Below are 26,124 nucleotides of genomic sequence, written 5' to 3'. Positions count from 1 at the left end.
GAAGGTTTAACCTTCTTAATACTCGATGAAAGAGTGGGTCTGGTCAATCGTTGACCGGAAAATTATTCAGGAGTTTTTGTATGTCTAACACTATCGACCTGACGCTGGATGGCCTCTCCTGTGGGCATTGCGTCAAACGCGTGAAAGAGAGTCTGGAACAGCGTCCTGACGTTGAGCAAGCCGAGGTGACCCTCACTGAAGCCCATGTCACGGGTAGCGCCAGCGCGCAAGCGCTGATTGATACCGTGAAACAAGCCGGATACGGCGCGGAGCTCAGCCACCCAAAGGCTAAACCGCTGGCAGAATCATCAATCTCGTCGGAAGCACTGACAGCGGCCACTCCTGAGCTTCCGGCAGCCCATGACGAAGATGACAGTCAACAGCTGCTGATCAACGGCATGAGCTGCGCCAGCTGCGTCTCCCGGGTACAAAACGCGCTTGCCGCGGTGCCGGGCGTCTCACAGGCGCGGGTTAACCTGGCGGAACGCACGGCGCTGGTGATGGGCAGTGCGTCCGCCGCAGAATTAGTGCTGGCGGTGGAAAAAGCCGGCTATGGCGCGGAGGCGATCGAAGACGATCTGGAACGCCGCGAACGTCAGCAGGAAACCGCTATCGCTACGATGAAGCGTTTTCGCTGGCAGGCGATTGTCGCCCTGCTGGTCGGCGTGCCGGTGATGGTCTGGGGGATGATCGGCGATAACATGATGGTCAGCGACGACAACCGTTCGCTGTGGCTGGCCATCGGTCTTGTCACCCTCGCCGTCATGGTCTTCGCCGGCGGCCACTTCTACCGCAGCGCGTGGAAAAGCCTGAAAAACGGCACCGCCACCATGGATACGCTGGTGGCGCTCGGCACCGGCGTCGCCTGGCTGTACTCCATGAGCGTCAACCTGTGGCCACAGTGGTTCCCGATGGAAGCCCGGCATCTCTATTACGAAGCCAGCGTGATGATTATCGGCCTGATTAACCTCGGCCATATGCTGGAGGCCCGCGCTCGCCAGCGCTCCTCGAAAGCGCTGGAGAAACTGCTCGATCTGACGCCGCCTTCAGCCCTCGTGGTGACCCCTGAGGGGGAAAAGGATCTGCCGCTCGCGGAAGTTCAGGCCGGCATGACCCTGCGCCTGACCACCGGCGACCGCGTTCCGGTCGACGGCGTGATAAGCCAGGGCGAAGCCTGGTTTGATGAAGCGATGCTCACCGGCGAACCGGTGCCACAGCAAAAAGGCGATGGCGATGCCATTCACGCCGGCACCGTGGTGCAGGACGGCAGCGTGCTGTTCACCGCCAGCGCCGTCGGCAGTCAGACCACGCTGGCAAGAATTATCCGTATGGTGCGCCAGGCGCAGAGCAGCAAGCCGGAGATCGGCCAGCTGGCGGATAAAATCTCTGCAGTATTTGTTCCGGCAGTAGTCGCCATTGCGCTGATCAGCGCCGCGATCTGGTACTTCTTCGGCCCGGCGCCGCAGATCGTCTATACCCTGGTCATTGCCACCACGGTACTGATTATCGCCTGTCCATGTGCCTTAGGCCTGGCGACGCCGATGTCGATTATTTCCGGTGTTGGCCGGGCGGCGGAATACGGTGTGCTGGTGCGCGATGCCGATGCCCTGCAGCGCGCCAGCGAACTCGACACCCTGGTGTTCGATAAAACCGGCACCCTGACCGAAGGCAAGCCGCAGGTGGTGGCGGTGAAAACTTTCTCAACCTTTGATGAATCCACCGTCGTGCGTCTTGCCGCCGCGCTGGAACAGGGCTCAAGCCATCCGCTGGCGCGAGCGATCCTTGATAAAGCCGCCGACAGTTCGTTGCCGGAAGTCAGTGGCTTCCGCACCCTGCGTGGCCTTGGCGTCAGCGGCGAAGCGGAAGGTCATCGCCTGCTGCTCGGCAACCAGGCACTGCTCAACGAGCAGCATATCGCCACCGGCGATATAGAAAGCGAGATGACGGCGCAGGCCTCGCGCGGCGCCACGCCGGTGCTGCTGGCGGTGGATGGCCAGGCCGCCGCGCTGTTCGCCATCCGCGACCCGTTACGTGAGGATAGCGTCGACGCGCTGGCGCGCCTGCATCGTCAGGGTTACCGTCTGGTGATGCTGACCGGGGATAACCCCACTACAGCGAATGCCATCGCCAAAGAAGCGGGCATTGATGAAGTGATCGCTGGCGTACTGCCGGACGGTAAAGCCGATGCCATTAAACGTCTGCAGAGCCAGGGACATAAAGTCGCGATGGTCGGCGACGGTATTAACGACGCTCCGGCGCTGGCCCAGGCCGATGTCGGGATCGCCATGGGCGGCGGCAGCGATGTCGCCATTGAAACCGCGGCGATCACCCTGATGCGCCATAGCCTCAACGGCGTGGCCGATGCGCTGGCAATTTCGAAAGCAACGTTACGCAATATGAAGCAGAACCTGCTGGGCGCGTTTGTCTACAACTCGCTGGGTATCCCGATTGCCGCCGGGATCCTCTGGCCGCTGACCGGCACCCTGCTGAACCCGGTGGTCGCCGGTGCGGCGATGGCGCTGTCATCGATCACCGTGGTGAGTAACGCCAACCGCCTGCTGCGCTTTAAACCGAAAGAGTAAACCCGTCACATGAAACGGGCACCGACGTTGTTCGGCGCCCGTTTTTTGCTGAGACAAGAAAAGCCCGCCGGAAGGGTGACGTGTATCACCATATGCGCTAGCATGAAGTCCTCACACTTCGGAGCGCGTATGGGCCTGTTAAACCGGATAAAAATGCTGTGGCGAGCCGCCGTCGGCCCGTCTTATTCCTGGCCTGCAATGGATATCGTCCTGCCCGGCGAACGTTATTTGCACCTCGTCGGCAGTATCCATATGGGTACCCGCGACATGGCGCCGCCGCCAGCGAAGCTTCTGAAAAAAATACGCCAGGCCGATGCGTTAATCGTCGAGGCCGATATCAGCGGCAATGAAACCCCCTTTAGCAATCTCCCCACTTACCCACCGCTGGCGGAACGCCTGAGCGATGCGCAGCTGAGCGAGCTAGAGGCGCGAGCCGGCGAGCTGGGCCTGTCGGTCGGGCTGTTCGATAACCAGCCGCTGTGGCAGGTGGCGATGGTCCTGCAGGCCACCCAGGCGCAAAAGCTGGGACTGCGACCGGATTACGGCATCGATTATCAGTTGCTGATGGCCGCCCGCGAGAGCAACATAACGGTGATGGAACTGGAAGGCGCCGACAGCCAAATCGCGCTGCTGCGCGATCTGCCCGACGGGGGGATGGCCCTGCTGGAAGACACACTGAGCCACTGGCGGACCAATGCCCGCCTGCTACAGGTGATGATCGGCTGGTGGCTGGAACAACCGCCATCGCGCGGTGCGGTATCTCTGCCGACGACTTTCAGCCAGTCTTTATATGATGTGCTGATGCACCAGCGCAATCTCGCCTGGCGCGAGACGCTGCTGGCCTTGCCGCCGGGGCGCTACGTGGTTGCCGTCGGCGCGCTGCACCTGTATGGCGAAGGGAATCTGCCGGACATGCTGACATAAAAAAATGGCCAATATTGCTATTGGCCCGTCAAAGAGGAATTTCATCATTATTATTATCCCGGGATATACATCCCGGATCGTCTGATTGTCGCTCAAAGTGACCATCACTGCCAATACTATTGCGCAAGATGGTACTATTTTTTATACAACCTGCGGGCGTATTCTGACGCCACGCAAAACCGGTTGGTAAGAAGGATAGCTATGACTCCCGCCGTTAAATTACTCGAAAAAAACAAAATCCCCTTTCAAATCCACAGTTACGATCACGATCCCAATGAGACCAACTTCGGTGATGAAGTGGTGCGCAAGCTCGGCCTCAATGCCGACCAGGTTTACAAGACCTTGCTGGTCGCCGTTAACGGCGATATGAAGCATCTGGCGGTCGCCGTCACCCCGGTCGCCGGGCAGCTGGATTTGAAGAAAGTGGCTAAAGCGCTGGGCGCTAAGAAAGTCGACATGGCCGACCCGATGGTGGCGCAGCGTATCACCGGCTATCTGGTGGGCGGCATCAGCCCGCTGGGGCAGAAGAAGCGCCTGCCGACGGTGATTGACGCTCCGGCGCAGGAATTTGCCACCATCTATATTTCCGGCGGCAAACGCGGTCTGGATATTGAGCTGGCGGCCAGCGATCTGGCGCAGCTTCTGGACGCTAAGTTCGCCGATATCGCCCGCCGCGATTGAGCACACCATCCCGGATAGCGGCGCACGCGCCTTATCCGGGTTACCCAACTCGTAGCCCCGGTAAGCGCAGCGCCACCGGGGAAATCGCCAACCTGAAGCCCAGGCTTACTGCCAGCTCACCTCGCCTTTCGGCTCGTAGGCTGCCGCATCCAGCGGCGAGTTCTTCTCGATATACTCTTTCAGCACTTCGGCATCGATAAAGCCGGTATTCACATATCCGGGTTTATCGGCGATGTTCGGATAGCCATCGCCGCCGGTGGCGTTAAAGCTCAGCGTCGCCATCCGGTAGGTCTTCGCCGGATCCACCGGTTCGCCTTTGATTTTCAGATCGTTCAGCTTGCCATCTTTGGCCACGAAGCTGACGTTAGCAAACTGCGGATAGGCGCCGGAATCCGGCTTCATCTGCGCGACGGCGGTCAGATAATCCACCACCTCCTTGCCGCTCATATCGACATAAGTCAGCACATTGCCGAACGGCTGGACCTTCATCACATCCTTGTAGGTGATATCGCCCGCCTCGATGGAGTCGCGGATCCCACCGCCGCTCATCACCGCGAAATCCGCGTTGCTGCGCGCCATTTGCGCCGCCAGCAGCAGGTGACCCATATTAGTCTGCACGAAGCGCACTTTACTGCGATCGCCCTCCAGATGACCATTCACACTGCCGATTTTGACCTGCAGTTGCGCTTTGCCTTTGTTCTGGAACGGCGTCAGCAGCGACATCATCTGCGGGTTCTCCGCGATCTGCGGCGTATACAGCACCCGCTCGCTTTGGCCGTTATCGTAAGTCACTTTTTTCTTCAGGTTCACCGGGATCAGCTGGTAATGCACCAGCTTCATCTCGCCGTTGCGGAACTCAAAATCGGCGCGGCCGACATATTTTCCCCACTCATGCGCCTGGACGATCCAGATGCCGTTCTGACGATCCGGGGCGCACGGCGTACCTGGCACATAATCGACCTGCTTTTTATTTTCCGACGCCATGCACACCGGATCCTGCGAGTGACCGCCGACGATCATCGCCAGCGATCCGGCAGGTAAACTCCGCGCCATTTCAACGTCGCCCGGCGCGTTGGAGCCGTGGTTGCCATTGTCGTAATGACCCATATGGGTGGTGGCCAGGATCACGTCCGGCTTTTCATTCTGCTGCAGCTCCTGGATAACCAGCTTCGCCTCTTCCGCCGGTTTGCGGAATTCGATATCGGTGAAATATTCCGGATTACCGATCTTGGCCGTATCGTCGGTGGTTAAGCCAATCACCGCGATTTTCAGCCCGCCGCGCTTAAACAGCGCCCAGGGTTTAAACAGCCGTTCACCCGTGCTTTTCTGATAAATATTGGCCGACAGGAACGGGAACTTAGCCCACTTTTCCTGCTGGCGCAGCACGCTCAGCGGATTATCAAATTCATGGTTACCCACCGCCATCGCGTCGTAGCCGATCAGGTTCATGCCGCGAAAATCGGGCTCTGCATCCTGTAAATCAGATTCTGGCACGCCGGTATTAATATCGCCGCCGGATAACAGCAGGACGCTCCCCCCTTCCGCCGCCACCTCTTTGCGGATGCCATCGACCAGCGTTTTCTGCGCCGCCAGACCATATTCGCCATAGTCATTGCGCCAGAAATGGCCGTGGTGATCGTTGGTGTGCAGGATGGTAATTTTATAGGTTTTATCCTGCTCATAGGCCTGCGCGGACAGGCTGCCCAGCGATAAGGCGGCAAATAACGCCAGCGCCACGCTGTGTTTGAAATAATGCATGCTTCACTCCCTGACTTAATCCCAAGTGCCGAAAGTATAGCGAGTTAGCCGCGTTGACAAATATGTTTTCAGAATTGCGACTTCCTTCAAACCTTATCAACAGGTATGTTAGTTGGATAATAATTCTACCCGTCATACTTCAAGTTGCATGTGCGTTGGCAATAACTCGGCCCATCCCTGGGCCTCGCCCTTACGGGCGCAGTGAACTGCGTTCAAATTCGTTCCTGACGAATTTGTCCTCGCTCACCCCAGTCACTTACTTGAGTAAGCTCCTGGGGATTCGCTGCGTCGCCGCCTTCCTGCAACTCGAATTATTTAGGGTATCAACCTGCATTCTCTACAACAAATAGAACTCGCTGAAGTGAACCTATGACAACCAACCAATCCGCTCAGACCTTACCCAGTACCGACGCGCCGCCGCAAAAAGCACGCACCTCGTTTGGCATCTTAGGCGCGATCAGCCTGTCCCATCTGCTTAACGATATGATCCAGTCGCTCATTCTGGCTATCTATCCGCTGCTGCAGGCTGAATTCTCCCTCTCCTTCGTGCAGATCGGGATGATCACCCTCACTTTCCAGCTGACCTCATCGCTATTCCAGCCAGTGATTGGTTACATTACCGATAAGCGCTCGATGCCGTGGTCCCTGCCGGTGGGCATGTGCTTCACTCTCTGCGGTTTGATTCTCCTGGCGCTGGCAGGGAGTTTCGGCATGGTGCTGCTGGCTGCCGCGCTGGTAGGTACTGGCTCCTCGGTTTTCCATCCGGAATCGTCCCGCGTGGCGCGGATGGCCTCCGGTGGCCGTCACGGCCTGGCCCAGTCGCTGTTCCAGGTCGGCGGCAACTTCGGCAGCTCGCTTGGCCCATTGCTGGCGGCGGTGATTATCGCCCCCTATGGCAAAGGCAATGTCGCCTGGTTCGTGCTGGCCGCCCTGCTGGCTATTGTGGTGCTATCGCAAATCAGCCGCTGGTATGCCGCGCAGCACCGGATGAATAAGGGCAAACCGAAGCCGGTCATCGTCAATCCGCTGCCGCGCAATAAGGTCATTCTGGCGGTAAGCATTCTGCTGATGCAGATTTTCTCGAAATATTTCTATATGGCGAGCATCAGTAGCTATTACACCTTTTATCTGATGCATAAGTTCGGATTATCGGTGCAAAACGCGCAGCTTCATCTGTTTGCCTTCCTGTTCGCGGTTGCCGCCGGGACGGTGATCGGCGGGCCGGTTGGCGATAAAATTGGACGTAAATATGTGATTTGGGGCTCTATCCTCGGCGTAGCACCGTTTACCCTCGTTTTACCCTACGCCAGCCTTGAATGGACGGGGATTTTGACGGTGATTATTGGTTTTATCCTCGCCTCGGCCTTTTCCGCTATCCTGGTCTATGCGCAGGAGCTGCTGCCGGGCCGAATCGGCATGGTTTCTGGCCTGTTCTTCGGCTTCGCCTTTGGCATGGGTGGCCTTGGCGCCGCGGTGCTGGGCCTGTTGGCGGACCATACCAGCATCGATCTGGTGTATAAAATCTGCGCCTTCCTGCCGCTGCTGGGTTTCCTGACGATATTTCTTCCTGATAACCGGCAAAAAGTCTGATTATCCGGCGGCCAAAGTGCAACGCTGGCCGCCGTTATCCCTTGCGCCATCAGCCTGGTGCGCACATAGCCCCCGCGATTTTCCCTTCTGTGCCTTTTAGTTGGCTAATTCCATTTTTTTGCACAATTCAAGAATTATTCATAAACAAAGTGAACGTTTTTGTCATAAACTATTACCCGGATAGGGTAGCAAAATGGACCGATACATCACTGGAAAGGAGACGGAATGCACCACGCAACACCGCTTATCACCACCATTGTCGGCGGCCTCGTGCTCGCCTTTATTCTCGGCATGATTGCCAACAAGCTACGTATTTCTCCTCTGGTGGGATATCTCTTAGCGGGCGTGCTGGCCGGACCTTTCACCCCTGGTTTTGTTGCTGACACCAAACTGGCTCCTGAACTGGCAGAACTCGGCGTGATCCTGCTGATGTTCGGCGTCGGGCTGCATTTTTCCCTGAAAGATCTGATGGCGGTAAAGTCGATCGCCATTCCCGGGGCCATCGCCCAGATAGCCGTGGCGACGCTGCTGGGTATGGCACTCTCCGCCGCCCTTGGCTGGTCGCTGATGACCGGCATCGTCTTTGGCCTGTGTCTCTCCACCGCCAGTACCGTGGTGCTACTGCGCGCGCTGGAGGAGCGACAGCTGATTGACAGTCAGCGCGGGCAGATTGCCATCGGCTGGCTGATTGTGGAAGACCTGGTGATGGTCCTGACGTTGGTCCTGCTGCCAGCGATTGCCGGGATGACGGAGAAAGGTGACGTCGGCTTCGCCTCTCTGGCCCTCGACCTCGGGATCACCATTGGTAAAGTGGTAGCCTTTATCGCCATCATGATGCTGGTCGGTCGCCGGCTGGTGCCGTGGATCATGTCGCGCAGCGCCGCCACCGGATCACGCGAGCTGTTCACCTTGTCAGTGCTGGCCCTGGCGCTGGGCATCGCCTTCGGCGCCGTGGAGCTGTTTGATGTTTCCTTCGCCCTTGGCGCCTTTTTCGCCGGCATGGTGCTTAACGAATCTGAGCTGAGCCACCGTGCCGCCCATGACACCCTGCCGCTGCGCGACGCCTTCGCGGTGCTGTTCTTTGTCTCCGTCGGCATGCTGTTTGACCCGATGGTGCTGGTCCAGCAGCCGCTGGCGGTGCTGGCAACGCTGGCGATTATTATCTTTGGTAAATCCGCCGCCGCCTTTTTCCTCGTGCGTATGTTTGGTCATTCGCCGCGTACCGCACTGACCATTGCCGCCAGCCTGGCGCAGATTGGTGAGTTTGCCTTTATTCTCGCCGGTCTGGGGATGGCGCTTAACCTGCTGCCGCAGGCCGGACAAAACCTGGTGCTGGCCGGGGCGATCATCTCGATTATGCTCAACCCGGTGCTGTTTACCCTGCTGGAAAAATATCTCGATAAAACCGAAACCCTCGACGAGCAGACACTGGAAGAGGTGCTGGAAGATGAGAAGCAGGTGCCAGTCGATATCTGCAACCACGCGCTGCTGGTTGGCTTCGGTCGCGTCGGCAGCCTGCTGGGCGAGAAGCTGATGGCCCAGGGGATCCCGCTGGTAGTGGTTGAGACTTCGCGCACCCGCGTGGATGAGCTACGCGAGCGCGGGATCAGCGCGGTGCTGGGCAATGCCGCCAATGAAGAGATCATGGAGCTGGCGCATCTCGACTGCGCCCGCTGGCTGCTGCTGACTATCCCCAACGGCTACGAGGCCGGAGAGATTGTCGCTTCCGCACGGGAAAAATGCCCGAACATCGAGATCATTGCCCGCGCCCATTATGATGATGAAGTGGACTACATTATTGAACGCGGGGCCAATCAGGTGGTGATGGGCGAGCGGGAAATTGCCCGTGCCATGCTACAGCTTCTGGAAACGCCACCGGCCGGTGAAGTGGTCACCGGCTGATGCACTCCCCTCACCCATCGGGAGAGGGGCTCGCTTAACGCTCCCAGTATGCCTCTTCCAGGCTGTCCTCACGTTCCGGCAGGCCGCGGGTTAAACGCGGCGAGTGCTGGTTCAACACCTGATAGCTCACGCGGTTGGCATATTTACACACCTGCGCCAGCGACGAGTAGGTCAGCCAGTTGCATTTGTGCTTGCTGGAGTTGGGCACATTATTACGATGGTAGTTATTGGCGGTGATGTCATGTAGCAGCGCCGCCAGCGCGCCGTCGCCTGCGCCGTTGGTATTCATGATTTTTTCAGGCCCGCCCATATACGGGGCGATATGGGAATAGATACGCAGCGGATTAACGCAATCCTGGTGGCGCATCGCACGGCTGAATTCAAACTGGTTAAACTCCGGGATCGCCCCCGGCAGCAGCGGATGCTGGGTTTTCCGCTTCGCCTCTTCTTCGGTAAAGCCCGCCATATACAGGCCCGCCGGCCCGGCGGTGCACAGCACCAGGTCGACCCAGTCCAGCGCTTTATCCGCCGCCGACAGCGGATCGGCAAAACCGGTCAGGGCTTCCCCTTCCTCTTCATTCATCGCCAGAATCGAGACATGCTCCTGCAGGAACTGCTGCCACCACGCCGGGTTATCGGCAATCACGTATTTGGTCCCGAGAGTTAACACCACCGGCACATCGTGCTTTTTGGCGTACTCGATGGCTTTCATCGTGGCGTCCGGCATTGGCTCGCCCGGCTTGCAGCGTACCAGGTAAGAGGTCAGCACCAGCGCCGAGGCGCCGGCGATCACCGCTTCCGGAATGCTTTCCGGGCGCAGCTTGTTCATATGGCCCGGGCTGATGGCGAAGGTGCGCTCGCCGCTGTCGCTGATCAGGGTAAAACAGCGGCCAATGGCGCCGTCGACGCCCTGCAGGTAGTTCAGATCGGTGCGGCTGGAGGTATTGCACAGGTAGCGATAGGCATAGCCGCCGATGTCGATATTGCTGCACATCACGCCAAGCAGCACCGAGCGATCGTCCGCCAGCACCGAGTAGTTGTGCATGGTATTGCCGATGGTGCCGCCGGCAAACTGATGGGTAATGAGATTGTTGCGTACCAGCTCCTGGTACAGCGCCTCGGCGACATCATCTTCAATCACCAGAGAGTGGCCTGCACTCAGGCCATAGCGCACGATAAACGCTTCATCCACTTTCGCTTCGATATCCACCAGCGTCTGGTCGATACCCACCACCCAGGAGACGCTGGATTCATTCTCCGGCTGTATTTGCTGGAGCAGCGGGTCGCGGGCGTTAACGGGAAAATAGTGTTTGGATTTGCGTTTACCGGGAAATTTCATAGTGGCGCTTAAATAACAGGGAACAAGCGGGAAATAGTAGCATATTCCCCGCCCTGCGCGCGATCAGCGATAAGGTGCCGTCAGGTTGACCATCATCTCAATATGCGCCACATCCGCATTTAGCGCCGGAATATATTCATACTGCTCGCCACCCGCTTCGAGGAAAACTTCCCGGTTCTGAACGGCAATCTCTTCCAGCGTCTCGAGACAGTCGGCGGAAAAACCCGGGCACAGCACCTGAATATGCTTCGTCCCCTTCTCGCCAAGCATTTTCAGCGTTTCATCGGTGTAGGGCGTCAGCCAGGGCTCGCGGCCAAAGCGCGACTGGAAGGTCATCATCACCTGCTCCGGCGGCAACCCCAGCGCGGAGACCAGTTCCCGCGTGGTATCGCGACAGCGCTGGGGATAATCATCCCCCTGATTGGCATAGCGCTGCGGGATCCCATGATAGGAGAGCAGCAGCAGATCGGGTTCACCGTGCACGGCGAAGGAGGCGCGCACGCTGGCCGCCAGCGCATGGATATAGTCCGGATGTTCGGCATAGTCGCGAATAAACGAGATACCGGGAATGGCGCGCTTTTTCGCAAGGATCCGCGCCAGCTCATCCCAGACGGCAGCCACCGTCGAGCAGGAATACTGTGGGTACAGCGGCAGCACTACAATGTGCCCCACCCCCTGCGCCAGTAAATCATCCACCGCGCTGGCCAGCGACGGCGAACCATAGCTCATGCCCAGCGCCACCGGCGTATCCGGCAGCCTGGCGGCCAGCGCCTGCTGCTGGCGACGGCTATATACCATCAGCGGCGATCCCTCATCCATCCACACGGACTGATAGAGCTTCGCCACGCGCGGGGAGCGAATCGGCAGTATGACGCCACGCAGCAGCGGCCACCATAGCAGACGAGACGTATCCACCACCCGTTTGTCGCTGAGGAATTGTCGCAGATAGCGCTTCACCGCACCGGGGGTGGGCGCATCGGGAGTGCCTAAATTGGCCAGCAAGATACCTGTTTTCGTCTGATGCATTACCGCCTCTTAACCATTTGAATCGCAGCCAATTGTAGCTGAAATGGCGCTAAACGGAACCAATCATAGCAAAAGGTAGAAATGAGAGGAGTTCTCATCCTGCCGCAGCAGGATGAGAAAAGGCTTTATCAGCCGAGGATTTTTTCCAGTTCGGCGCGCACGTCAGCCACCGCTTTGGTGCCGTCGACTTTGGCGTATTTGGTGTTGCCCGCCTGCGCTTCTTTGGTGTAGTAGCCGATCAGCGGCGCTGTCATCTGATGGTATTCCACCAGGCGCTTACGCACGGTCTCTTCCTGGTCGTCTTTACGGGTGGTCAGCTCTTCGCCGGTCACGTCGTCTTTGCCTTCCACCTTCGGCGGATTGAATTTGATGTGGTATACGCGACCGGATGCCGCATGAACGCGACGGCCAACGATGCGGTCGACGATCAGTTCGTCCGGCACGTCGAATTCCAGCACGTAATCAACGGTAATACCCGCTTCTTTCATGGCGTCAGCCTGCGGAATGGTGCGCGGGAAGCCGTCCAGCAGGAAACCGTTACGGCAATCTTCCTGGGCGATACGCTCTTTCACCAGCGCGATGACCAGCTCATCGGTCACCAGCTTGCCGGCGTCCATAATGTCTTTCGCTTGCTTACCGAGCTCAGAGCCGGATTTTACCGCCGCGCGCAGCATATCGCCGGTGGAGATTTGCGGAATACCGTATTTCTCCATGATGAACTGAGCCTGAGTTCCTTTACCCGCGCCCGGAGCGCCAAGCAGAATAATACGCATTACGAAAATCCCCTCAAAAGTCGATTCAATTTTTCAAAAACGCTAAACCATACCACCAGAACGGCAATGGCTCAAGGAAGGCGGTGCGGCTGAAACGGTTAATGGTGAGATATTTTATGCAATCCAATGTGAAATGCCCCGCCGGAGCAAATTGCTCAGGCGGGGCATTTATCCCGTTCCCGGCGTCGCGTCGCTCGGCCGGGCTACTCGTTCAGGTTCGCGTCAGGAAGCCAGCAGCTGGTTCATACGGCGGATAAACTGGTTCGGATCTTCCAGCGTGCCGCGCTCGGCCAGCAGCGCCTGATCCAGCAGCAGCTCCACCCATTCACCAAACTGCGCGTCATCCTGGGTATCGGCTGCGCGTTTCACCAGCTGATGCGCCGGGTTCAGTTCGAAGATGTATTTCACTTCCGGTGCCGCCTGGCCCGCTGCCGCGAACAGCTTCGCCATCTGCGTGCTCATCTCGTCGGCATCGGTAGTGACAATCGCCGGGGTGTCGGTCAGACGATGGGTCAGACGCACCTCTTTCACCCGGTCGCCAAGCAGGTTTTTCACACGCTCAACGAATGGCTCCAGCGCTTTTTCAGCTTCTTTGGTGGACTCGTCCACTTCATCCGCCAGCTTATCCAGCGACTCGTCGGCTTTCGCCACCGACTGGAACGCTTTGCCGTCAAACTCGGTCAGGTAGCTCATCATCCACTCGTCGATGCGATCGGAGAGCAGCAGAACTTCAATCCCTTTCTTACGCAGCAGTTCGAGGTGCGGGCTGCTCTTCGCCGCCGCATAGCTGTCGGCAGTGATGTAGTAGATCTTCTCCTGGCCTTCTTTCATGCGCGAGACATACTCTTCCAGCGACACGGTCTGTGCGGAGGAGTCGGTATGCGTCGTCGCGAAGCGCAGCAGTTTGGCGATCGCTTCCTGGTTGCTCGGATCTTCCGCCGGGCCCTCTTTCAGCACCAGGCCAAACTGTTTCCAGAAGGTTTGATATTTTTCGGCGTCATCTTTCGCCAGCTTATCCAGCATCTGCAGCGCGCGTTTGGTCAGCGCGGTGCGCAGGTTGCGGGTCACGCTGCTGTCCTGCAGGATTTCACGGGAGACGTTCAGCGGCAGATCGTTGGAGTCTATCAGGCCGCGCACGAAGCGCAGGTAGTTCGGCATAAACTGCTCGGCGTCGTCCATAATGAACACACGCTGCACGTACAGCTTCAGGCCGTGTTTATGATCGCGGTTCCACATATCCCACGGCGCCTGCGACGGGATATACAGCAGGCTGGTGTACTCCTGCTTACCTTCCACGCGGTTGTGGCTCCAGGTCAGCGGGTCGCTGTAGTCGTGAGCGATATGCTTGTAAAACTCTTTGTATTCGTCGTCGTTAACTTCGGACTTGCTGCGGGTCCACAGGGCCTGCGCCTTGTTGATTTTTTCCCACGAAATCACGGTTTCGCCGTCTTTTTCTTCCTGCTTTTCAATCTCAACCGGCAGCGCGATATGGTCGGAATACTTGCTGATGATGGAGCGTACGCGCCAGTCGTTGAGGAAATCGTCTTCGCCTTCACGCAGATGCAGGGTGATTTCGGTGCCGCGATCGGCTTTGGTGATATCAGCAACGGTATATTCCCCTTCGCCGGCGGATTCCCAGAACACGCCGTTCTCAGGTTTATCGCCCGCCGCACGGGTACGCACGGTCACTTTATCCGCCACGATGAAAGCAGAGTAGAAGCCGACACCGAACTGGCCGATCAGCTGGCTGTCTTTCGCCTGGTCGGAACCCATCGATTCCAGAAACGCTTTGGTACCGGATTTAGCGATGGTGCCGAGATGGTCGATAACCTCTTCCCGGTTCATGCCGATACCGTTATCGGCAATGGTCAGGGTGCGGTTGTCTTTATCAAACGAAACCCGTACGCGCAGCTCACCATCGCCCTCATACAAATCCGGCTGCGACAGCGCGCGGAAACGCAGCTTATCGGCCGCATCAGAGGCGTTGGAAATCAGCTCACGCAGAAAGATTTCTTTGTTGGAATAGAGGGAATGGATCATCAGGTGCAGAAGTTGCTTTACCTCTGACTGAAAACCACGAGTTTCTTGTCCTTTCATCTGATTCAACCTCAACAATGCCATTTTAAATGGGGTAAAAAACCGTTGAGTGGGAGATGGGGACTGCGGGGAAATTTTTCAAGCGGAGGCGGCGATGGCCGCCTCCATTTGTTCAGAAAGTAATCTTGTGTCGACCGGCCAGCGAGTGGGACAGCGTGGTGCCATCGACCATCTCCAGCTCACCGCCCACCGGCACGCCGTGGGCGATTCGGCTGGCATCAACGCCATACTGCGCGCACAGCTCCGCGATGTAGTTGGCCGTCGCCTCGCCCTCAACGGTCGGGTTGGTGGCAAGGATCACCTCGGTGATCGACTCCGCTTCCAGCCGTTGTTCAAGGCGATCGAGCCCGATGTCATCTGGCCCAATGCCGTCGAGCGGCGACAGGTGCCCCATCAGCACGAAGTAGCGGCCGGAATACTGCCCGGTCTGCTCAATGGCGTGGATGTCCGCCGGACTCTCCACCACGCAGATCTGGCCGTTTTCCTGGCGACGCGGGTTGCTGCAGATATTGCACACCTCCTGCTCGGTGAAGGTGCGGCAATCGGCGCAGTGGCCGATTTCCGACATCGCACGCGTCAGCGCCTGCGCCAGGCGCATACCACCGCTGCGATCGCGCTGCAGCAGGGTAAACGCCATGCGCTGCGCCGACTTCGGGCCAACGCCCGGCAGACAGCGCAGCGCTTCCATAAGCTGAGTTAACAGCGGGCTGGTTTGCATCAGAACGGCATCTTAAAGCCTGGCGGCAGCTGCATACCGGCAGAAACGGAAGCCATCTTCTCTTTCTGGGTCTCTTCAATGCGGCGCGCGGCGTCGTTAAACGCGGCAGCCACCAGATCTTCCAGCATGTCTTTGTCGTCTTCCAGCAGGCTTGGGTCGATTTCCACACGGCGGCAGTTGTGCGCGCCGTTAATGGTCACTTTCACCAGACCCGCGCCGGATTCGCCGGTCACTTCCAGCTGAGCGATCTCTTCCTGCATCTTCTGCATTTTGTCTTGCATCTGCTGGGCCTGCTTCATCAGGTTACCCAGGCCGCCTTTTCCACCAAACATAGGCTTCTCTCTCAGTCAGTCATCGTTAAAGGTACTGAATGCCAGTCAGACTGGCGTTCAAATGGGGCGGATACTCTCTTCATCCAGATCGGCGTCGAAGAAACGACGCAGGGTCTGAATGTTATTATCCGCAATAATGGCTTCGCGCGCCTGCGCGAGCTTCTCTTCATAAATTGCCTGCCGCCACTCCAGCGGCGTACGCATCGCGGGATTATCGTCTTCCACGATGGTCAATTCAACCGGCGTACCGTACAACACCCCCAGCGCTTCAGCCAGTTTTTGCTGCGCGCCGGCGGAATTGAGGTGACGCTGGCTGGGGCGCAGATGCAGACAGACGCGGCTGCCCTCCTGCTCTTTCCACGCGTTGAGCGCCACCTGCTCGACCAGCTTTGGCACCGCCAGTTGGCTCACTTCCGCCGCCCAGCTGTCGCGCTCGACCGCTTCTTCGGCGAGCTTGGCCGCCAGCTCCGGCGTCTTCTCATGCTCCAGTGCCTTTTTCAGCGCTTTTGGCGTGGCGACTTCGACTTTGGTCTCTTCAACCACTGTCGTCGCCTTCCAGCGATAGGCCTCTTTCTTCGCCGGGGCCTGCTCAAGCGCAGCCGCCGCCGGACGAGCCTGTACGCGCTCGCTAATTGAACTCAGTCGTTCCAGCGCAGCGTTATTCACCGGCCGCGCGCGGGAAGCGGCTGCCGGTTCACTCTTTTTTGGGGTGGTTGCTCCCTGGCTGCGCTGCAGATGGCTGCGGGCCGCCAGCACCTGGCTGGTGGTCGGCGGCAAACTCTGCGGCGGCTGTTGCGGTGGCGCAGCGGGAGCAACGGGCTGACGCGGCGCGGGTGCGGCGGTCTGTGCCGGCTGCACTTCCGGCTCTGGCAGCGGCTTACGCGGATGAAACGCCAGCGCACGCAGCAGCGTCATTTCGACGCCCATCCGCCGGTCCGGCGCATAAGGCAGCTCTTTGCGGCCCATCAGCAACGTTTGGTAGTAAAGCTGAACGTCACCCGGCGGTACGGTTCGCGCCAGTTCGCGCATCCGCACTTCGACCGTGGCCATATCGGCGCCCAGCGCCGAAGGCGACAGCTGAACCATGGCGATGCGGTGCAGCAGGCTCTGCATCTCGACCAGCAGTGCCTCCCACTCGACGCCGCGTGCGGCGGCATCATTGACGCCCGCCATGACCCGCTCGCCGTCGGCAGCGACCAGCGCTTCAATCAGCGACAGCGCCTGATCGTCATCAAGGGTGCCGAGCATGGTGCTCACCGATGCGGCCGTCAGTTGCCCTTCTCCACTGGCAATCGCCTGATCGGTCAGGCTTAAAGCATCGCGCAGGCTGCCGTCGGCTGCCCGCGACAGCAGCTGCAGCGCGCGGGGCTCAAAGGCAATCTGCTCTTCGCCAAGAATATGCTCCAGCTGATGGCGGATCTGTTCAACATCCAGGGCTTTGAGATGGAACTGCAGGCAGCGGGATAAGATCGTCACCGGCAGCTTCTGCGGATCCGTCGTCGCCAGCAGGAATTTGACGTGCGCCGGCGGCTCCTCCAGCGTTTTTAATAACGCGTTGAAGCTATGGCGCGACAACATATGGACTTCGTCGATGAGATAGACCTTAAAGCGGCCGCGGGCCGGCGCGTACTGGACGTTATCCAGCAGGTCGCGGGTATCTTCGACTTTGGTTCGCGAGGCGGCGTCAATCTCAATCAGATCGACAAAACGCCCCTGTTCAATTTCCCGGCAGTTATCGCACACGCCGCAGGGGGTGGCGGTGATGCCGGTTTCACAGTTTAACCCTTTCGCCAGCAGGCGGGCGATAGAGGTCTTACCGACCCCGCGGGTACCGGAAAAGAGATAAGCGTGATGAATGCGCCCTAACGACAAGCCGTTCGCCAGTGCGGTCAGCACATGTTCCTGGCCGACGACGTCAGCAAAGGTTTGTGGGCGCCATTTACGGGCTAAGACCTGATAACTCATGGGCTGGCTCTGAAACGCTGGAAGGTGAAATCACGAAGGGGTCATGCTATCACAGCCCCGCCCGATCGGCGAGGCTATGTGGAGGGATTTGCTTAGTGGCCCGGGAACGGCACCAGGCTGTAGCAGTGGATCCCCAGCTTCTCCAGGCGCTGTTCGCCGCCCAGATCGAACAGGTTGATAATGAAAGCGGCATCGTGCACTTCGCCGCCGAGACGGCGGATCAGTTTGACCGTCGCGTCGATGGTGCCGCCGGTCGCCAGCAGATCGTCAACCACCAGCACCTTGTCGCCCGGTTTGATCGCGTCAACGTGGATCTCCAGCTGATCGGTGCCATACTCCAGCTCATAGCTCTCGGCAATGGTTTCACGCGGCAACTTACGCGGCTTGCGAACCGGAACAAAGCCCACGCCCAGCGCCAGCGCGACCGGGGCGCCGAACAGGAAGCCACGCGCCTCGGTCCCTACCACTTTGGTAATACCCGCGTCTTTGTAGCGCTCGGTCAGCAGTTCAATGCTAAGCGCGTAGGCCTTCGGGTCTTCCAGTAAGCTGGTGACATCGCGGAAAAGAATGCCAGGTTTTGGATAATCCTCGATACTCTGGATGCTGTTCTTCAGATATTCAAGCTGCTGTGCAGTTGCGGTCATAAGTGTATGCCTGATTGAAACGGTGTTACCCACGGGCGTGCAAAAGGGGCCAAAGAAACATTTGTTTAACCTTTGACCAGGCTTGCCCGCGCTCGAAAACGCCAGAATTTACTGGCTGTCAGCAACAATTGCAACAGGCATTATTGCGCATCAGTGCTTTTGTTGCTTTGCGTCAACCACCGGAATGCGCCACATAAAGATCAGCAGACAGGCCAGAATGACCAACAGCATGATGCGCACCCACGTAAGCTTAACCAGCCACAGCGAAATAGCAAAAGTCACCACGATCATCGCAATGGCGCGCGGTTTGGCGCCGCGAGGCATCGCACGGTACTGCTGCCAGTGGCGAAGATAGCCGCCAAACCAGGAGCGATACAGCAGCCATTGGTGAAAGCGCGGCGATGAGCGAGCAAAGCACCAGGCGGCGAGCAGAATAAACGGCGTCGTCGGCAGCAACGGTAAGAAGATGCCCAGCGTACCCAGCGCTACCGCCAGCCAGCCGATAATGGTTAGAATAACAGGTGGCATAATGCGAATCGTTATCAAACAGATGAGGCTACTGTAGCACAGTTGGCTGAAAGGGAATGGAGGGGTTTGGTGAAAACAGCTCAACTTTTACAAACGCTGAACGATCAGCTCAGCGAGCTGGCCGCGCTGGTTGCGCCGCTGGCGGAGCACGCGACCCTGAGCCCGCGCTTTGACCGTCAGCTCTTTCACACCCGCAGCACGCTGATGCAGGCCTATCTGGCGGAAGCCCAGCAAAATTTTACCCAACTGAGCCAGGCCGTCGAGCGCCAGCAGCTGCCGCAGGTGGTCTGGATTGCCGAGCGTCTGGCGGCGCAAATCGCCGCGCTACGTCGTGAAACCGCGACCTGGTCGTTGCGCAGTTGGGACCACGCCTCCCCGGCGCTGAGCCGCTGGCAGCGCCGTCGCCTGCAGCATCAGGAGTATGAGCGCCGCCTGCTGGCAATGCGCGACCAACGCCAGCGCCAGCTGACGCAGACGACCAGCCTTGACGAACAGCAGCGACTGGCCAGAGAAGTTGAGGCCTACAGCGGCCGGCTGGCCCGCTGCAGGCAGGCACTGGACAAAATTGAAAACGTACTGGCGCGGCTGACGCGCTAACAGGAGAGCCCATTGTCACTGGAAAATGCATCCGATGAGGTCAAACTGGCCGTCGATTTAATCATGTTGCTGGAATCGCATCAGATCCCGGCGCAAACCGTGCTGGGCGCGCTGGAAATTGTCCGGCGGGATTATGCAAACAAGTTAAAAAACGCGGAAAGCGGGTCGCAAAACCCAGAGAAGTAGGATGTTGTCTCCGGCAGTATGCTGGCAGTCTGGTCCTCTGCGCATGACGCTACTGGAGACAATATTCATGGAGAAAGTCAGTCAAACCCCACACGACGCGGTGTTTCGTCAGATGCTCATGCATCAGGCGGTCGCGAAGGATTTTTTGCAGTTGTACCTCCCCGCGCCGTTTCTGGCGATCTGCGAACTGGATTCGCTGCAGCTGGTCTCCGGTAGCTTTGTTGAAGAGGACCTGCGCGCCAGCTATTCCGATATCCTTTACTCACTGCGCACGCGTCACGGACCCGGCTATGTTTACGCGCTGATTGAGCACCAGAGTACCCCGGACAAGCTGATGGCGTTTCGCCTGCTGCGCTATGCGCTGGCCGCCATGCAGCGTCATCTGGACGCCGGCCACGACACGCTGCCGCTGGTGGTGCCCATTCTCTTTTATCACGGCAAAGTTAGCCCCTGGCCCTGGGCCCGTCACTGGCAACAGCTATTCGCCGATCCGGCGCTGGCGAAGGCGCTCTATAGTGATGATTTTCCGCTGGTGGACCTCACCGTTATGCCAGATAATCAGATCGCCCGTCATCGGCGGATGGCCATGCTGGAGCTGCTGCAAAAGCATATCCGCCATCGCGATCTGGCCGAGCTGCAGGTGCCGCTGATTGCGCTGATGACGCAAGGCTATCTGACCGAAGCGCAGCTGAATACGCTGCTGCGCTATATGTTGCAGGCGGGAACTACGGAACATCCGGGGGCGCTGATCCGCACGCTGGCGGCGCAGTCGCCCAGGCATAAGGAGCTGATGATGACCATTGCCGAATGGCTGGAAGAAAAAGGCCGTAAACAGGGACAGCAAGAGGGTGAGCAGGAAGCCACCCGCAGCATCGCCGCCAGAATGTTGGCGCGCGGCCTCGAACGTCAAACCGTGCAGGAGCTCACCGGGCTCAGCGATGAAGAACTCGCCGCGCTGGCACCCTGAAGCAGCAGGGGCGGCTTTGCGCCGCCCCTCTTCGATCAGGACGCGGTGGTGGGCGCCAGATCGTCCCCCTTCCCGTCCCGCTTCACTTCGGTGACTTCATCGCCTTTTTCATTGCGCAGATGAACTTCCAGCTGGTTAAAGGCAATGTTGATGTCATTCTCCCGGCACAGGCGGTCGATGGCGCGGTTGAGCTCATCCACCGTGTAGCTGCGATCGCGCAGTTCACGAACATACAGACGCAGTTCATGATCCAGCGTACTGGCCCCGAAGGTGGTGAAGAACACCGACGGCACCGGCTCCTGCATTACTTTCGGATGATCGTGCGCGGCCTTCAGCAGCACCTCTTTCACTTTATCCAGGTCTGAACCATAGGCAACGCCGAGGCGGATCACCACGCGAGTCACGGTGTCGGAGAGCGACCAGTTGATCAAGCGCTCGGTAACGAACGCCTTGTTCGGGATGATCACCTCTTTGCGATCGAAGTCGGTGATGGTGGTGGCGCGAATACGGATTTTGCTTACCGTACCGGAGAAAGTACCGATGGTTACCGTATCCCCAATGCGTACCGGACGCTCGAACAGAATGATCAGGCCGGAGACGAAGTTACCGAAGATCTCCTGCAGGCCAAAACCTAAACCAACCGACAGCGCGGCCGCCAGCCATTGCAGTTTATCCCAGGAGACGCCCAGCGACCCGAACACCGTCATCGCACCGATGGCGATAATCGCATAATTAAGAATGGTGGTGATGGCGTAGGAAGTTCCCTGACGCATATTGAGACGCGACAGGACCAGCACCTCCAGCAGACCCGGCAGGTTGCGTATTAGCGCCCAGGCGACCATCGACGCCACAATGGCAAACAGCAGACTGCCCATCGTGACACTGCGCACCACGCTGGCCCCCGCTTCGGTACCGTTGTAGTGCCAGAGGGTAATGCTGTCGAGATAGGCGAAAACGGTGATCAGATCAGACCAAATCGCCCAGAACATGACGGCAAAAAGCGCGATCATCACTAACATGGTGATACGCAGCGTCTGCTGGTTGACCTGCTCAAGAGCAATGGCCGGCTCCTCCTGCGGCTCGGCGCCTTCCGCGCCCTCCTTCACCAGATGCTGACGGCGCGCCAGTGCGCGACGCCAGGCGATACGCCGCGCCGCCACGCTCAGACCGCGCAGCACGGTCTGGTACAGCAGGTTCCAGATCATCACCAGATACACGGTCTCGATCCAGCGTCCCGCCAGGCGCAGCGTGGTGTAGAAGTAACCCGTTGCCGTCAGCACCATCAGGGCTACCGGGACAATAGACAGCACGGTGATCGTCAGCAGGCGCAGGCTGTGCGACTCTTTATCGCGCCAGCTTTCCCGGCACATCGGCCAGACCAGCACGGCAATCAGCAGCAGATTGAAGAAAATCACAAACTGCCCCAGCACGTCGTCCATCAGGTTCAGTGGCGACAGCTCGGAAATCACCGACCAGAAATTCAGCGGCAGCAGCGCGAGGCTGACGCGAACAATCTGCCGCCGCCAGTGGCTGGTCAACTGCGCCGGCATATTAAAGTGGCTGACCGCCACGCCGTTCTTTTCCAGCACTTTCCAGCACAGGCCGAAGATCAGCCAGAACATGGCCAGCTTTTTACTGTATGCCCACAGCAGACCGCTGATATTGAGCTGCATGGTGAGTAAGATCAGGCCAATCGCCAAAATCACCAGCACCACCGGCAAGGCTCGAATCAGGTCGATCAGGATCGCCTTTGGCGTATGCAGCTGGGTATCGTTGCGCAGCTGCCCCACCTGGGAAGCCAGCTTAGCCTGATAATCCTTCAGCCACTGCAGACGCCAGCGGATCAGGCCGGCAATCAGCAGCAATGGTAAACCGGCCAGGAAAGCGATAAACACCGCGGGCCACGCTTTTTCCCAGTTCACGGTGATTTTCATCGCCTTAAACTGACCTTTCAGCGCTTCCGGGAAGGCCTTAATCCACTCCCAGTCCATCGGTTTATTGCTGTTCACCCAGAAAATTTGCTGGGTCAAAATTTCCCTCAGGCTGCTTGAGACACTCATCAGCTGTTGCTGATTGATCTGCAGATTGATGGCCATCATCAGCTGGTTACCCAGCTGTTTATTAAACTGGTCAAGCAGCTCGCGGCGCATGTCGATCACTTCCAGCAGCGCGGCGTGCACTTCATCGTTCACTTCGCTGCTGTGTCCCTCTTCCAGTTTGGCGACAAAGGCGTCGCTCTGGAACAGCGCGTCGCGCTGCTGGTTCACCTCAAACTGTTCGAGCCGCAGGTCGGCGATGCGGTTGGTCATATCCTGCAGTTCGTCCGCCGACGGCAGCGTCTGCTGCTGCTGATAAAGAATGCGCGACAGCAGCAGGCTGCCTCTGAGCACGGAAATTTGCTCTTTTATATCCCGCTCAGACTGCAGAGCGCGGTCGAGCCAGTTCTTCACCTGGATATTGCGCTGTACCAGCTGGTTGCCGTTCTCCGTCGCCTGGATCAGCTTCTCGCTCAGCTGGTGGTTGATATCCAGCTCTTGTTTGACCAGCGGATTGGCCTGAATTCGCGTGGTTTCATCCGGGGTGACCGCCTCCTGGGCGGTTTTCTCCGTCAGCGTCAGCCGCTTGCTATTCACCGCCTCCTGCAGCAGCTGCAGCTGATGCTCCAGGCGGTTGCTCCAGGCGGTGACGTAGTCACGCTGCTTCTGCAGGGTATCCTGCAGGACGGTGTTGCCTTCGAGGCTCTTGCGCTGCTGCTCGATCTGCGCGTTGAGCAATGCCTGTTGCGCTTGCAACAGCACCTGCTGGGTCGGGCGCAGCGTCTCGTCGCCCACCGAAGTGCCATTCAGCCGATTGCGGATCTGCTGCAGCTGCTGGGAGGCGTTATACATGGCGTTCTGCACACGTTCCGGCTGCGTTTGCAGGGAAACCAGCTGGCTGTTGTAAGTCGCCAGATCGTTTTGTGCATTCTGCAGGTCGTCCAGCGTCTGGGTGACGCGTGACTCCAGTTGACGCAGAGAGAGTGTACTGAGCGTTTTGCGGGTGGCGGCGTCGTCGGGGACGTCGCTCAGGTTGTTGAGACTATCCACCGCCTGGCGCAGCTTCGCCGGGGCTTGCTCGACCTGCTGGCGGAGCTGCGTCGTCTCGCTTTTGATACGCTCGATTTTATCCAGCGTTTCCAGCGTCTGGGTCAAATCCTGCTGGACCAGTTTGTCCTGCGGAGTCAGTTCTTTTTGCTTGTTTAACGTATTGAGCTGGCTCTGCACCTCTGCCCGGTCGGGGAGGTCCGCGGCGCGGCCCTGGACTGGGCTGAAAAGGCCAATAAAGCAGAGCAGCGTAATGAAAAAGATAAACGTGGCGCGTTGCCTGGAGATCGTGTGCAGCATAGTAATATGAATGATTGCAAATGCCGGAGAATACCGGGGGTCGTCGCAAGCGCGCAGAATAGCACTTCTCAGCGCTGGCGAATAGCGGCGGACGGCGCTAAAAATTCACGTTCATCCGCGCGCTACGTTAAGCTGTCAGGCTCTCCGGGCCACGTAGCGTGGGACAGAACTGATACATCTCCAGCAGGATGGCGACGTAGTCTCGCGCTTCCGCATGCAGGTCGAACGAATCAGGGTCAAACAGCCAGTTTTCCATCAGTCCGGAAAGGTAGCTGCGCATTAACACGGCCGCCCGCCGGGTGAGTAAATTGGCGGGCAATAGCTTCGCGGCGATGCACTCTTTTAAGGTCTGCTCGATACGCTCGTAGCTCGCCAGGGAGAGCTGCCGCTGGGCCTGCTGCACCACGGTCATCTCACCGACAAACTCACACTTGTGGTAGATAATCTCCATCATTAATCGTCGACGTTCCTCTGTCACTGTCGCTTCAAGAACATAGACTAATATCTCCCTGATAACTGAGAGTGGATCGTTGGGGAATTTTGCCCGATACTCAATTTCGAGATCGCTAATACTGGCGTCTGACAGCTCCCAAATTTCGTTGAATAAATCTGATTTATTCTTGAAATGCCAGTAGATAGCCCCCCTCGTTACACCCGCAGCTTTTGCAATTGTTGCCAACGAGGTAGATGATACGCCTTGCTGCGAAAACAGACGCAGAGCAACATCCAGAATCAGTTGCCGGGTTTCACGTGCCTGTTGTTTGGTTTTTCGTGCCATAGGTTAATGACTTTACAGAGGTTACGTTTACATACATTTGTGAATGTATGTACCATAGCATGACCATAATAGAAAGACTGTAGTGGGTTTGTGGTTGTTTGAGCCACTGAACATTTTGAAATTGGACACTCGAGGTTTACATATGAACAAAAACAGAGGGTTAACGCCTCTGGCGGTCGTTCTGATGCTCTCAGGCAGCTTAGCGCTAACAGGATGTGACGATAAACCGGCTCAACAAGGAGCCCAGCACATGCCGGAAGTCGGTATTGTGACGCTCAAATCCGCACCTCTACAAATAACCACCGAACTGCCAGGCCGTACCAGCGCCTATCGCATTGCGGAAGTCCGTCCTCAGGTCAGTGGCATTATTTTAAAACGTAACTTCGTGGAAGGTAGCGATATCCAGGCCGGCGTCTCCCTGTATCAGATCGATCCCGCCACCTATCAGGCCAACTATGACAGCGCCAAAGGCGACCTGGCAAAAGCCCAGGCGGCGGCAAACATGGATCAACTGACGGTCAAGCGTTATCAGAAACTGTTAGGCACCAAATATATTAGTCAACAAGACTACGATACCGCCGTCGCAACGGCGCAGCAAAGCAATGCGGCCGTGGTCGCGGCGAAAGCTGCCGTTGAAACTGCGCGCATCAATCTGGCCTACACCAAAGTCACCTCGCCAATTAGCGGCCGGATTGGTAAATCCGCGGTGACCGAAGGGGCGCTGGTGCAGAATGGTCAGTCGACCGCGCTGGCAACTGTTCAGCAGCTGGATCCGATCTATGTTGACGTCACCCAGTCGAGCAATGATTTCCTGCGCCTGAAACAGGAGCTGGCCGATGGCCGCCTGAAACAGGAAAATGGCAAAGCGAAAGTAGAGCTGGTCACCAATGACGGTCTTAAGTATCCGCAGTCCGGTACGCTGGAATTCTCGGATGTGACAGTCGATCAGACCACCGGCTCTATCACGCTGCGCGCGATTTTCCCGAACCCGGATCACAGCCTGTTACCAGGGATGTTCGTCCGTGCGCGTCTGGAAGAAGGGGTCAACCCTGACGCCCTGCTGGTACCGCAACAAGGCGTTACCCGTACGCCGCGCGGCGACGCCAGCGTCATGGTGGTCGGTGAAGGCGATAAAGTTGAAGTCCGCCAGGTCACAGCGTCTCAGGCGATCGGCGATAAATGGCTGGTGACTGACGGTCTGAAAACGGGCGATCGCGTTATCGTCACTGGCCTGCAAAAAATCAAACCAGGCGTACAGGTAAAAGCGCAGGAAGTAGCTTCTGATGATAAACAGCAAGCCGCAGGCAACGCGCCATCAGAACAAACCAAGTCTTAACTTAAACAGGAGCCGTTA

21 protein-coding genes and 1 other annotated feature are annotated in these 26,124 nt (G+C 58.1%); of the genes, 9 read left to right on the top strand and 12 right to left on the bottom strand.

Annotated elements, in window-relative coordinates:
• Positions 1–80: 80 nt before the first annotated feature.
• From copA to ybaK, 3 genes are all read left to right on the top strand, one after another.
• Complete coding sequence (gene copA, locus CWM61_RS14535; protein ID WP_100631442.1) at positions 81–2,582, top strand: copper-exporting P-type ATPase CopA; 2,502 nt, start codon at positions 81–83, stop codon at positions 2,580–2,582.
• Between the two features lie 129 nt (positions 2,583–2,711).
• Positions 2,712–3,506 (top strand): TraB/GumN family protein, encoded by a 795-nt coding sequence (locus CWM61_RS14530; protein WP_074386707.1) that lies wholly within the window; start codon positions 2,712–2,714, stop codon positions 3,504–3,506.
• A gap of 201 nt (positions 3,507–3,707) precedes the next feature.
• Positions 3,708–4,187: a Cys-tRNA(Pro)/Cys-tRNA(Cys) deacylase YbaK gene (gene ybaK, locus CWM61_RS14525; RefSeq protein WP_004204728.1), complete on the top strand. Its 480-nt coding sequence runs from the start codon at positions 3,708–3,710 to the stop codon at positions 4,185–4,187.
• A gap of 105 nt (positions 4,188–4,292) precedes the next feature.
• Here the strand turns inward: ybaK and ushA are convergent, their stop codons facing one another.
• Complete coding sequence (gene ushA, locus CWM61_RS14520) at positions 4,293–5,945, bottom strand: bifunctional UDP-sugar hydrolase/5'-nucleotidase UshA (RefSeq protein WP_032734896.1); 1,653 nt, start codon at positions 5,943–5,945, stop codon at positions 4,293–4,295.
• Positions 5,946–6,314: 369 nt separating this feature from the next.
• On the opposite strand from ushA, the gene CWM61_RS14515 reads away from it, so the two are divergent.
• On the top strand, positions 6,315–7,535 hold the full coding sequence (locus CWM61_RS14515) for an MFS transporter (protein WP_100631441.1): 1,221 nt from the start codon (positions 6,315–6,317) through the stop codon (positions 7,533–7,535).
• Positions 7,536–7,760: 225 nt separating this feature from the next.
• Positions 7,761–9,437, top strand: a complete 1,677-nt coding sequence (gene ybaL / locus CWM61_RS14510; RefSeq protein WP_061155513.1) for a YbaL family putative K(+) efflux transporter — start codon at positions 7,761–7,763, stop codon at positions 9,435–9,437.
• Positions 9,438–9,471: 34 nt separating this feature from the next.
• On the opposite strand, the gene CWM61_RS14505 is transcribed toward ybaL, so the two are convergent.
• The 9 genes from CWM61_RS14505 to CWM61_RS14460 all read right to left on the bottom strand — a co-directional run bounded on the left by CWM61_RS14505 (position 9,472) and on the right by CWM61_RS14460 (position 18,859).
• Positions 9,472–10,776: an inosine/guanosine kinase gene (locus tag CWM61_RS14505; protein ID WP_074386709.1), complete on the bottom strand. Its 1,305-nt coding sequence runs from the start codon at positions 10,774–10,776 to the stop codon at positions 9,472–9,474.
• Between the two features lie 63 nt (positions 10,777–10,839).
• A complete protein-coding gene (hemH, locus tag CWM61_RS14500; RefSeq protein WP_100631440.1) occupies positions 10,840–11,802 on the bottom strand; it encodes a ferrochelatase in 963 nt (320 codons plus the stop codon).
• A gap of 128 nt (positions 11,803–11,930) precedes the next feature.
• The gene (adk, locus tag CWM61_RS14495; RefSeq protein ID WP_002892184.1) at positions 11,931–12,575 is read right to left on the bottom strand and encodes an adenylate kinase; all 645 of its coding nucleotides are present in this window, start codon (positions 12,573–12,575) and stop codon (positions 11,931–11,933) included.
• Between the two features lie 222 nt (positions 12,576–12,797).
• Positions 12,798–14,672 (bottom strand): molecular chaperone HtpG, encoded by a 1,875-nt coding sequence (gene htpG, locus CWM61_RS14490; RefSeq protein WP_012542661.1) that lies wholly within the window; start codon positions 14,670–14,672, stop codon positions 12,798–12,800.
• A gap of 112 nt (positions 14,673–14,784) precedes the next feature.
• Entirely contained in the window at positions 14,785–15,390 is a 606-nt protein-coding gene (gene recR, locus CWM61_RS14485) for a recombination mediator RecR (protein ID WP_008805449.1), read from the bottom strand.
• Positions 15,390–15,722: a YbaB/EbfC family nucleoid-associated protein gene (locus tag CWM61_RS14480; protein ID WP_061155516.1), complete on the bottom strand. Its 333-nt coding sequence runs from the start codon at positions 15,720–15,722 to the stop codon at positions 15,390–15,392. The genes recR and CWM61_RS14480 overlap by 1 nt, the downstream gene beginning before the upstream one ends.
• 57 nt (positions 15,723–15,779) lie before the next feature.
• Positions 15,780–17,687, bottom strand: coding sequence for a DNA polymerase III subunit gamma/tau (gene dnaX / locus CWM61_RS14475; protein ID WP_074386710.1), 1,908 nt, complete (start codon positions 17,685–17,687; stop codon positions 15,780–15,782).
• Positions 16,383–16,447: a sequence feature (DnaX frameshifting element), on the bottom strand. It overlaps the preceding gene by 65 nt.
• 92 nt (positions 17,688–17,779) lie before the next feature.
• Positions 17,780–18,331: an adenine phosphoribosyltransferase gene (apt, locus tag CWM61_RS14470; protein ID WP_012542663.1), complete on the bottom strand. Its 552-nt coding sequence runs from the start codon at positions 18,329–18,331 to the stop codon at positions 17,780–17,782.
• Between the two features lie 150 nt (positions 18,332–18,481).
• Positions 18,482–18,859, bottom strand: coding sequence for a DUF454 family protein (locus CWM61_RS14460; protein ID WP_008805444.1), 378 nt, complete (start codon positions 18,857–18,859; stop codon positions 18,482–18,484).
• Between the two features lie 69 nt (positions 18,860–18,928).
• Between CWM61_RS14460 and priC the strand changes: the two genes are divergently transcribed.
• The 3 genes from priC (at position 18,929) to CWM61_RS14445 (ending at position 20,609) form a co-directional block, all read left to right on the top strand.
• Positions 18,929–19,456 carry a primosomal replication protein N'' gene (gene priC, locus CWM61_RS14455; RefSeq protein WP_100631439.1) on the top strand — a complete coding sequence of 176 codons (528 nt, stop codon included), beginning with the start codon at positions 18,929–18,931 and terminating at the stop codon, positions 19,454–19,456.
• Between the two features lie 12 nt (positions 19,457–19,468).
• Complete coding sequence (rsmS, locus tag CWM61_RS14450; protein ID WP_008805442.1) at positions 19,469–19,642, top strand: pleiotropic regulatory protein RsmS; 174 nt, start codon at positions 19,469–19,471, stop codon at positions 19,640–19,642.
• 67 nt (positions 19,643–19,709) lie between these two features.
• Positions 19,710–20,609, top strand: coding sequence for an Rpn family recombination-promoting nuclease/putative transposase (locus CWM61_RS14445; RefSeq protein WP_074386712.1), 900 nt, complete (start codon positions 19,710–19,712; stop codon positions 20,607–20,609).
• A 35-nt stretch (positions 20,610–20,644) separates the two neighbouring features.
• On the opposite strand, the gene mscK is transcribed toward CWM61_RS14445, so the two are convergent.
• Both mscK and acrR read right to left on the bottom strand, forming a co-directional pair.
• Positions 20,645–23,992, bottom strand: coding sequence for a mechanosensitive channel MscK (mscK, locus tag CWM61_RS14440; protein WP_074386713.1), 3,348 nt, complete (start codon positions 23,990–23,992; stop codon positions 20,645–20,647).
• 127 nt (positions 23,993–24,119) lie between these two features.
• Positions 24,120–24,770: a multidrug efflux transporter transcriptional repressor AcrR gene (gene acrR / locus CWM61_RS14435; protein ID WP_100631438.1), complete on the bottom strand. Its 651-nt coding sequence runs from the start codon at positions 24,768–24,770 to the stop codon at positions 24,120–24,122.
• A gap of 142 nt (positions 24,771–24,912) precedes the next feature.
• Between acrR and acrA the strand changes: the two genes are divergently transcribed.
• Complete coding sequence (acrA, locus tag CWM61_RS14430; RefSeq protein WP_074386714.1) at positions 24,913–26,106, top strand: multidrug efflux RND transporter periplasmic adaptor subunit AcrA; 1,194 nt, start codon at positions 24,913–24,915, stop codon at positions 26,104–26,106.
• Positions 26,107–26,124: the final 18 nt, after the last annotated feature.

This window comes from Klebsiella sp. K-Nf6 (genome assembly GCF_002806655.1).
GTDB lineage: Bacteria > Pseudomonadota > Gammaproteobacteria > Enterobacterales > Enterobacteriaceae > Klebsiella > Klebsiella variicola.
Note: the sequence above shows the minus strand (reverse complement) of the source record. Positions and strands in the feature narration are given on the sequence as shown.

What these genes read in the sequence shown, in the direction of transcription:
- copA (WP_100631442.1), top strand. Translation starts at nt 81, where the DNA reads ATGTCTAACACTATCGACCTGACGCTGGATGGCCTCTCCTGTGGGCAT.
- CWM61_RS14530 (WP_074386707.1), top strand. Translation starts at nt 2,712, where the DNA reads ATGGGCCTGTTAAACCGGATAAAAATGCTGTGGCGAGCCGCCGTCGGC.
- ybaK (WP_004204728.1), top strand. Translation starts at nt 3,708, where the DNA reads ATGACTCCCGCCGTTAAATTACTCGAAAAAAACAAAATCCCCTTTCAA.
- ushA (WP_032734896.1), bottom strand. Translation starts at nt 5,945, where the DNA reads ATGCATTATTTCAAACACAGCGTGGCGCTGGCGTTATTTGCCGCCTTA.
- CWM61_RS14515 (WP_100631441.1), top strand. Translation starts at nt 6,315, where the DNA reads ATGACAACCAACCAATCCGCTCAGACCTTACCCAGTACCGACGCGCCG.
- ybaL (WP_061155513.1), top strand. Translation starts at nt 7,761, where the DNA reads ATGCACCACGCAACACCGCTTATCACCACCATTGTCGGCGGCCTCGTG.
- CWM61_RS14505 (WP_074386709.1), bottom strand. Translation starts at nt 10,776, where the DNA reads ATGAAATTTCCCGGTAAACGCAAATCCAAACACTATTTTCCCGTTAAC.
- hemH (WP_100631440.1), bottom strand. Translation starts at nt 11,802, where the DNA reads ATGCATCAGACGAAAACAGGTATCTTGCTGGCCAATTTAGGCACTCCC.
- adk (WP_002892184.1), bottom strand. Translation starts at nt 12,575, where the DNA reads ATGCGTATTATTCTGCTTGGCGCTCCGGGCGCGGGTAAAGGAACTCAG.
- htpG (WP_012542661.1), bottom strand. Translation starts at nt 14,672, where the DNA reads ATGAAAGGACAAGAAACTCGTGGTTTTCAGTCAGAGGTAAAGCAACTT.
- recR (WP_008805449.1), bottom strand. Translation starts at nt 15,390, where the DNA reads ATGCAAACCAGCCCGCTGTTAACTCAGCTTATGGAAGCGCTGCGCTGT.
- CWM61_RS14480 (WP_061155516.1), bottom strand. Translation starts at nt 15,722, where the DNA reads ATGTTTGGTGGAAAAGGCGGCCTGGGTAACCTGATGAAGCAGGCCCAG.
- dnaX (WP_074386710.1), bottom strand. Translation starts at nt 17,687, where the DNA reads ATGAGTTATCAGGTCTTAGCCCGTAAATGGCGCCCACAAACCTTTGCT.
- apt (WP_012542663.1), bottom strand. Translation starts at nt 18,331, where the DNA reads ATGACCGCAACTGCACAGCAGCTTGAATATCTGAAGAACAGCATCCAG.
- CWM61_RS14460 (WP_008805444.1), bottom strand. Translation starts at nt 18,859, where the DNA reads ATGCCACCTGTTATTCTAACCATTATCGGCTGGCTGGCGGTAGCGCTG.
- CWM61_RS14445 (WP_074386712.1), top strand. Translation starts at nt 19,710, where the DNA reads ATGGAGAAAGTCAGTCAAACCCCACACGACGCGGTGTTTCGTCAGATG.
- mscK (WP_074386713.1), bottom strand. Translation starts at nt 23,992, where the DNA reads ATGCTGCACACGATCTCCAGGCAACGCGCCACGTTTATCTTTTTCATT.
- acrR (WP_100631438.1), bottom strand. Translation starts at nt 24,770, where the DNA reads ATGGCACGAAAAACCAAACAACAGGCACGTGAAACCCGGCAACTGATT.
- acrA (WP_074386714.1), top strand. Translation starts at nt 24,913, where the DNA reads ATGAACAAAAACAGAGGGTTAACGCCTCTGGCGGTCGTTCTGATGCTC.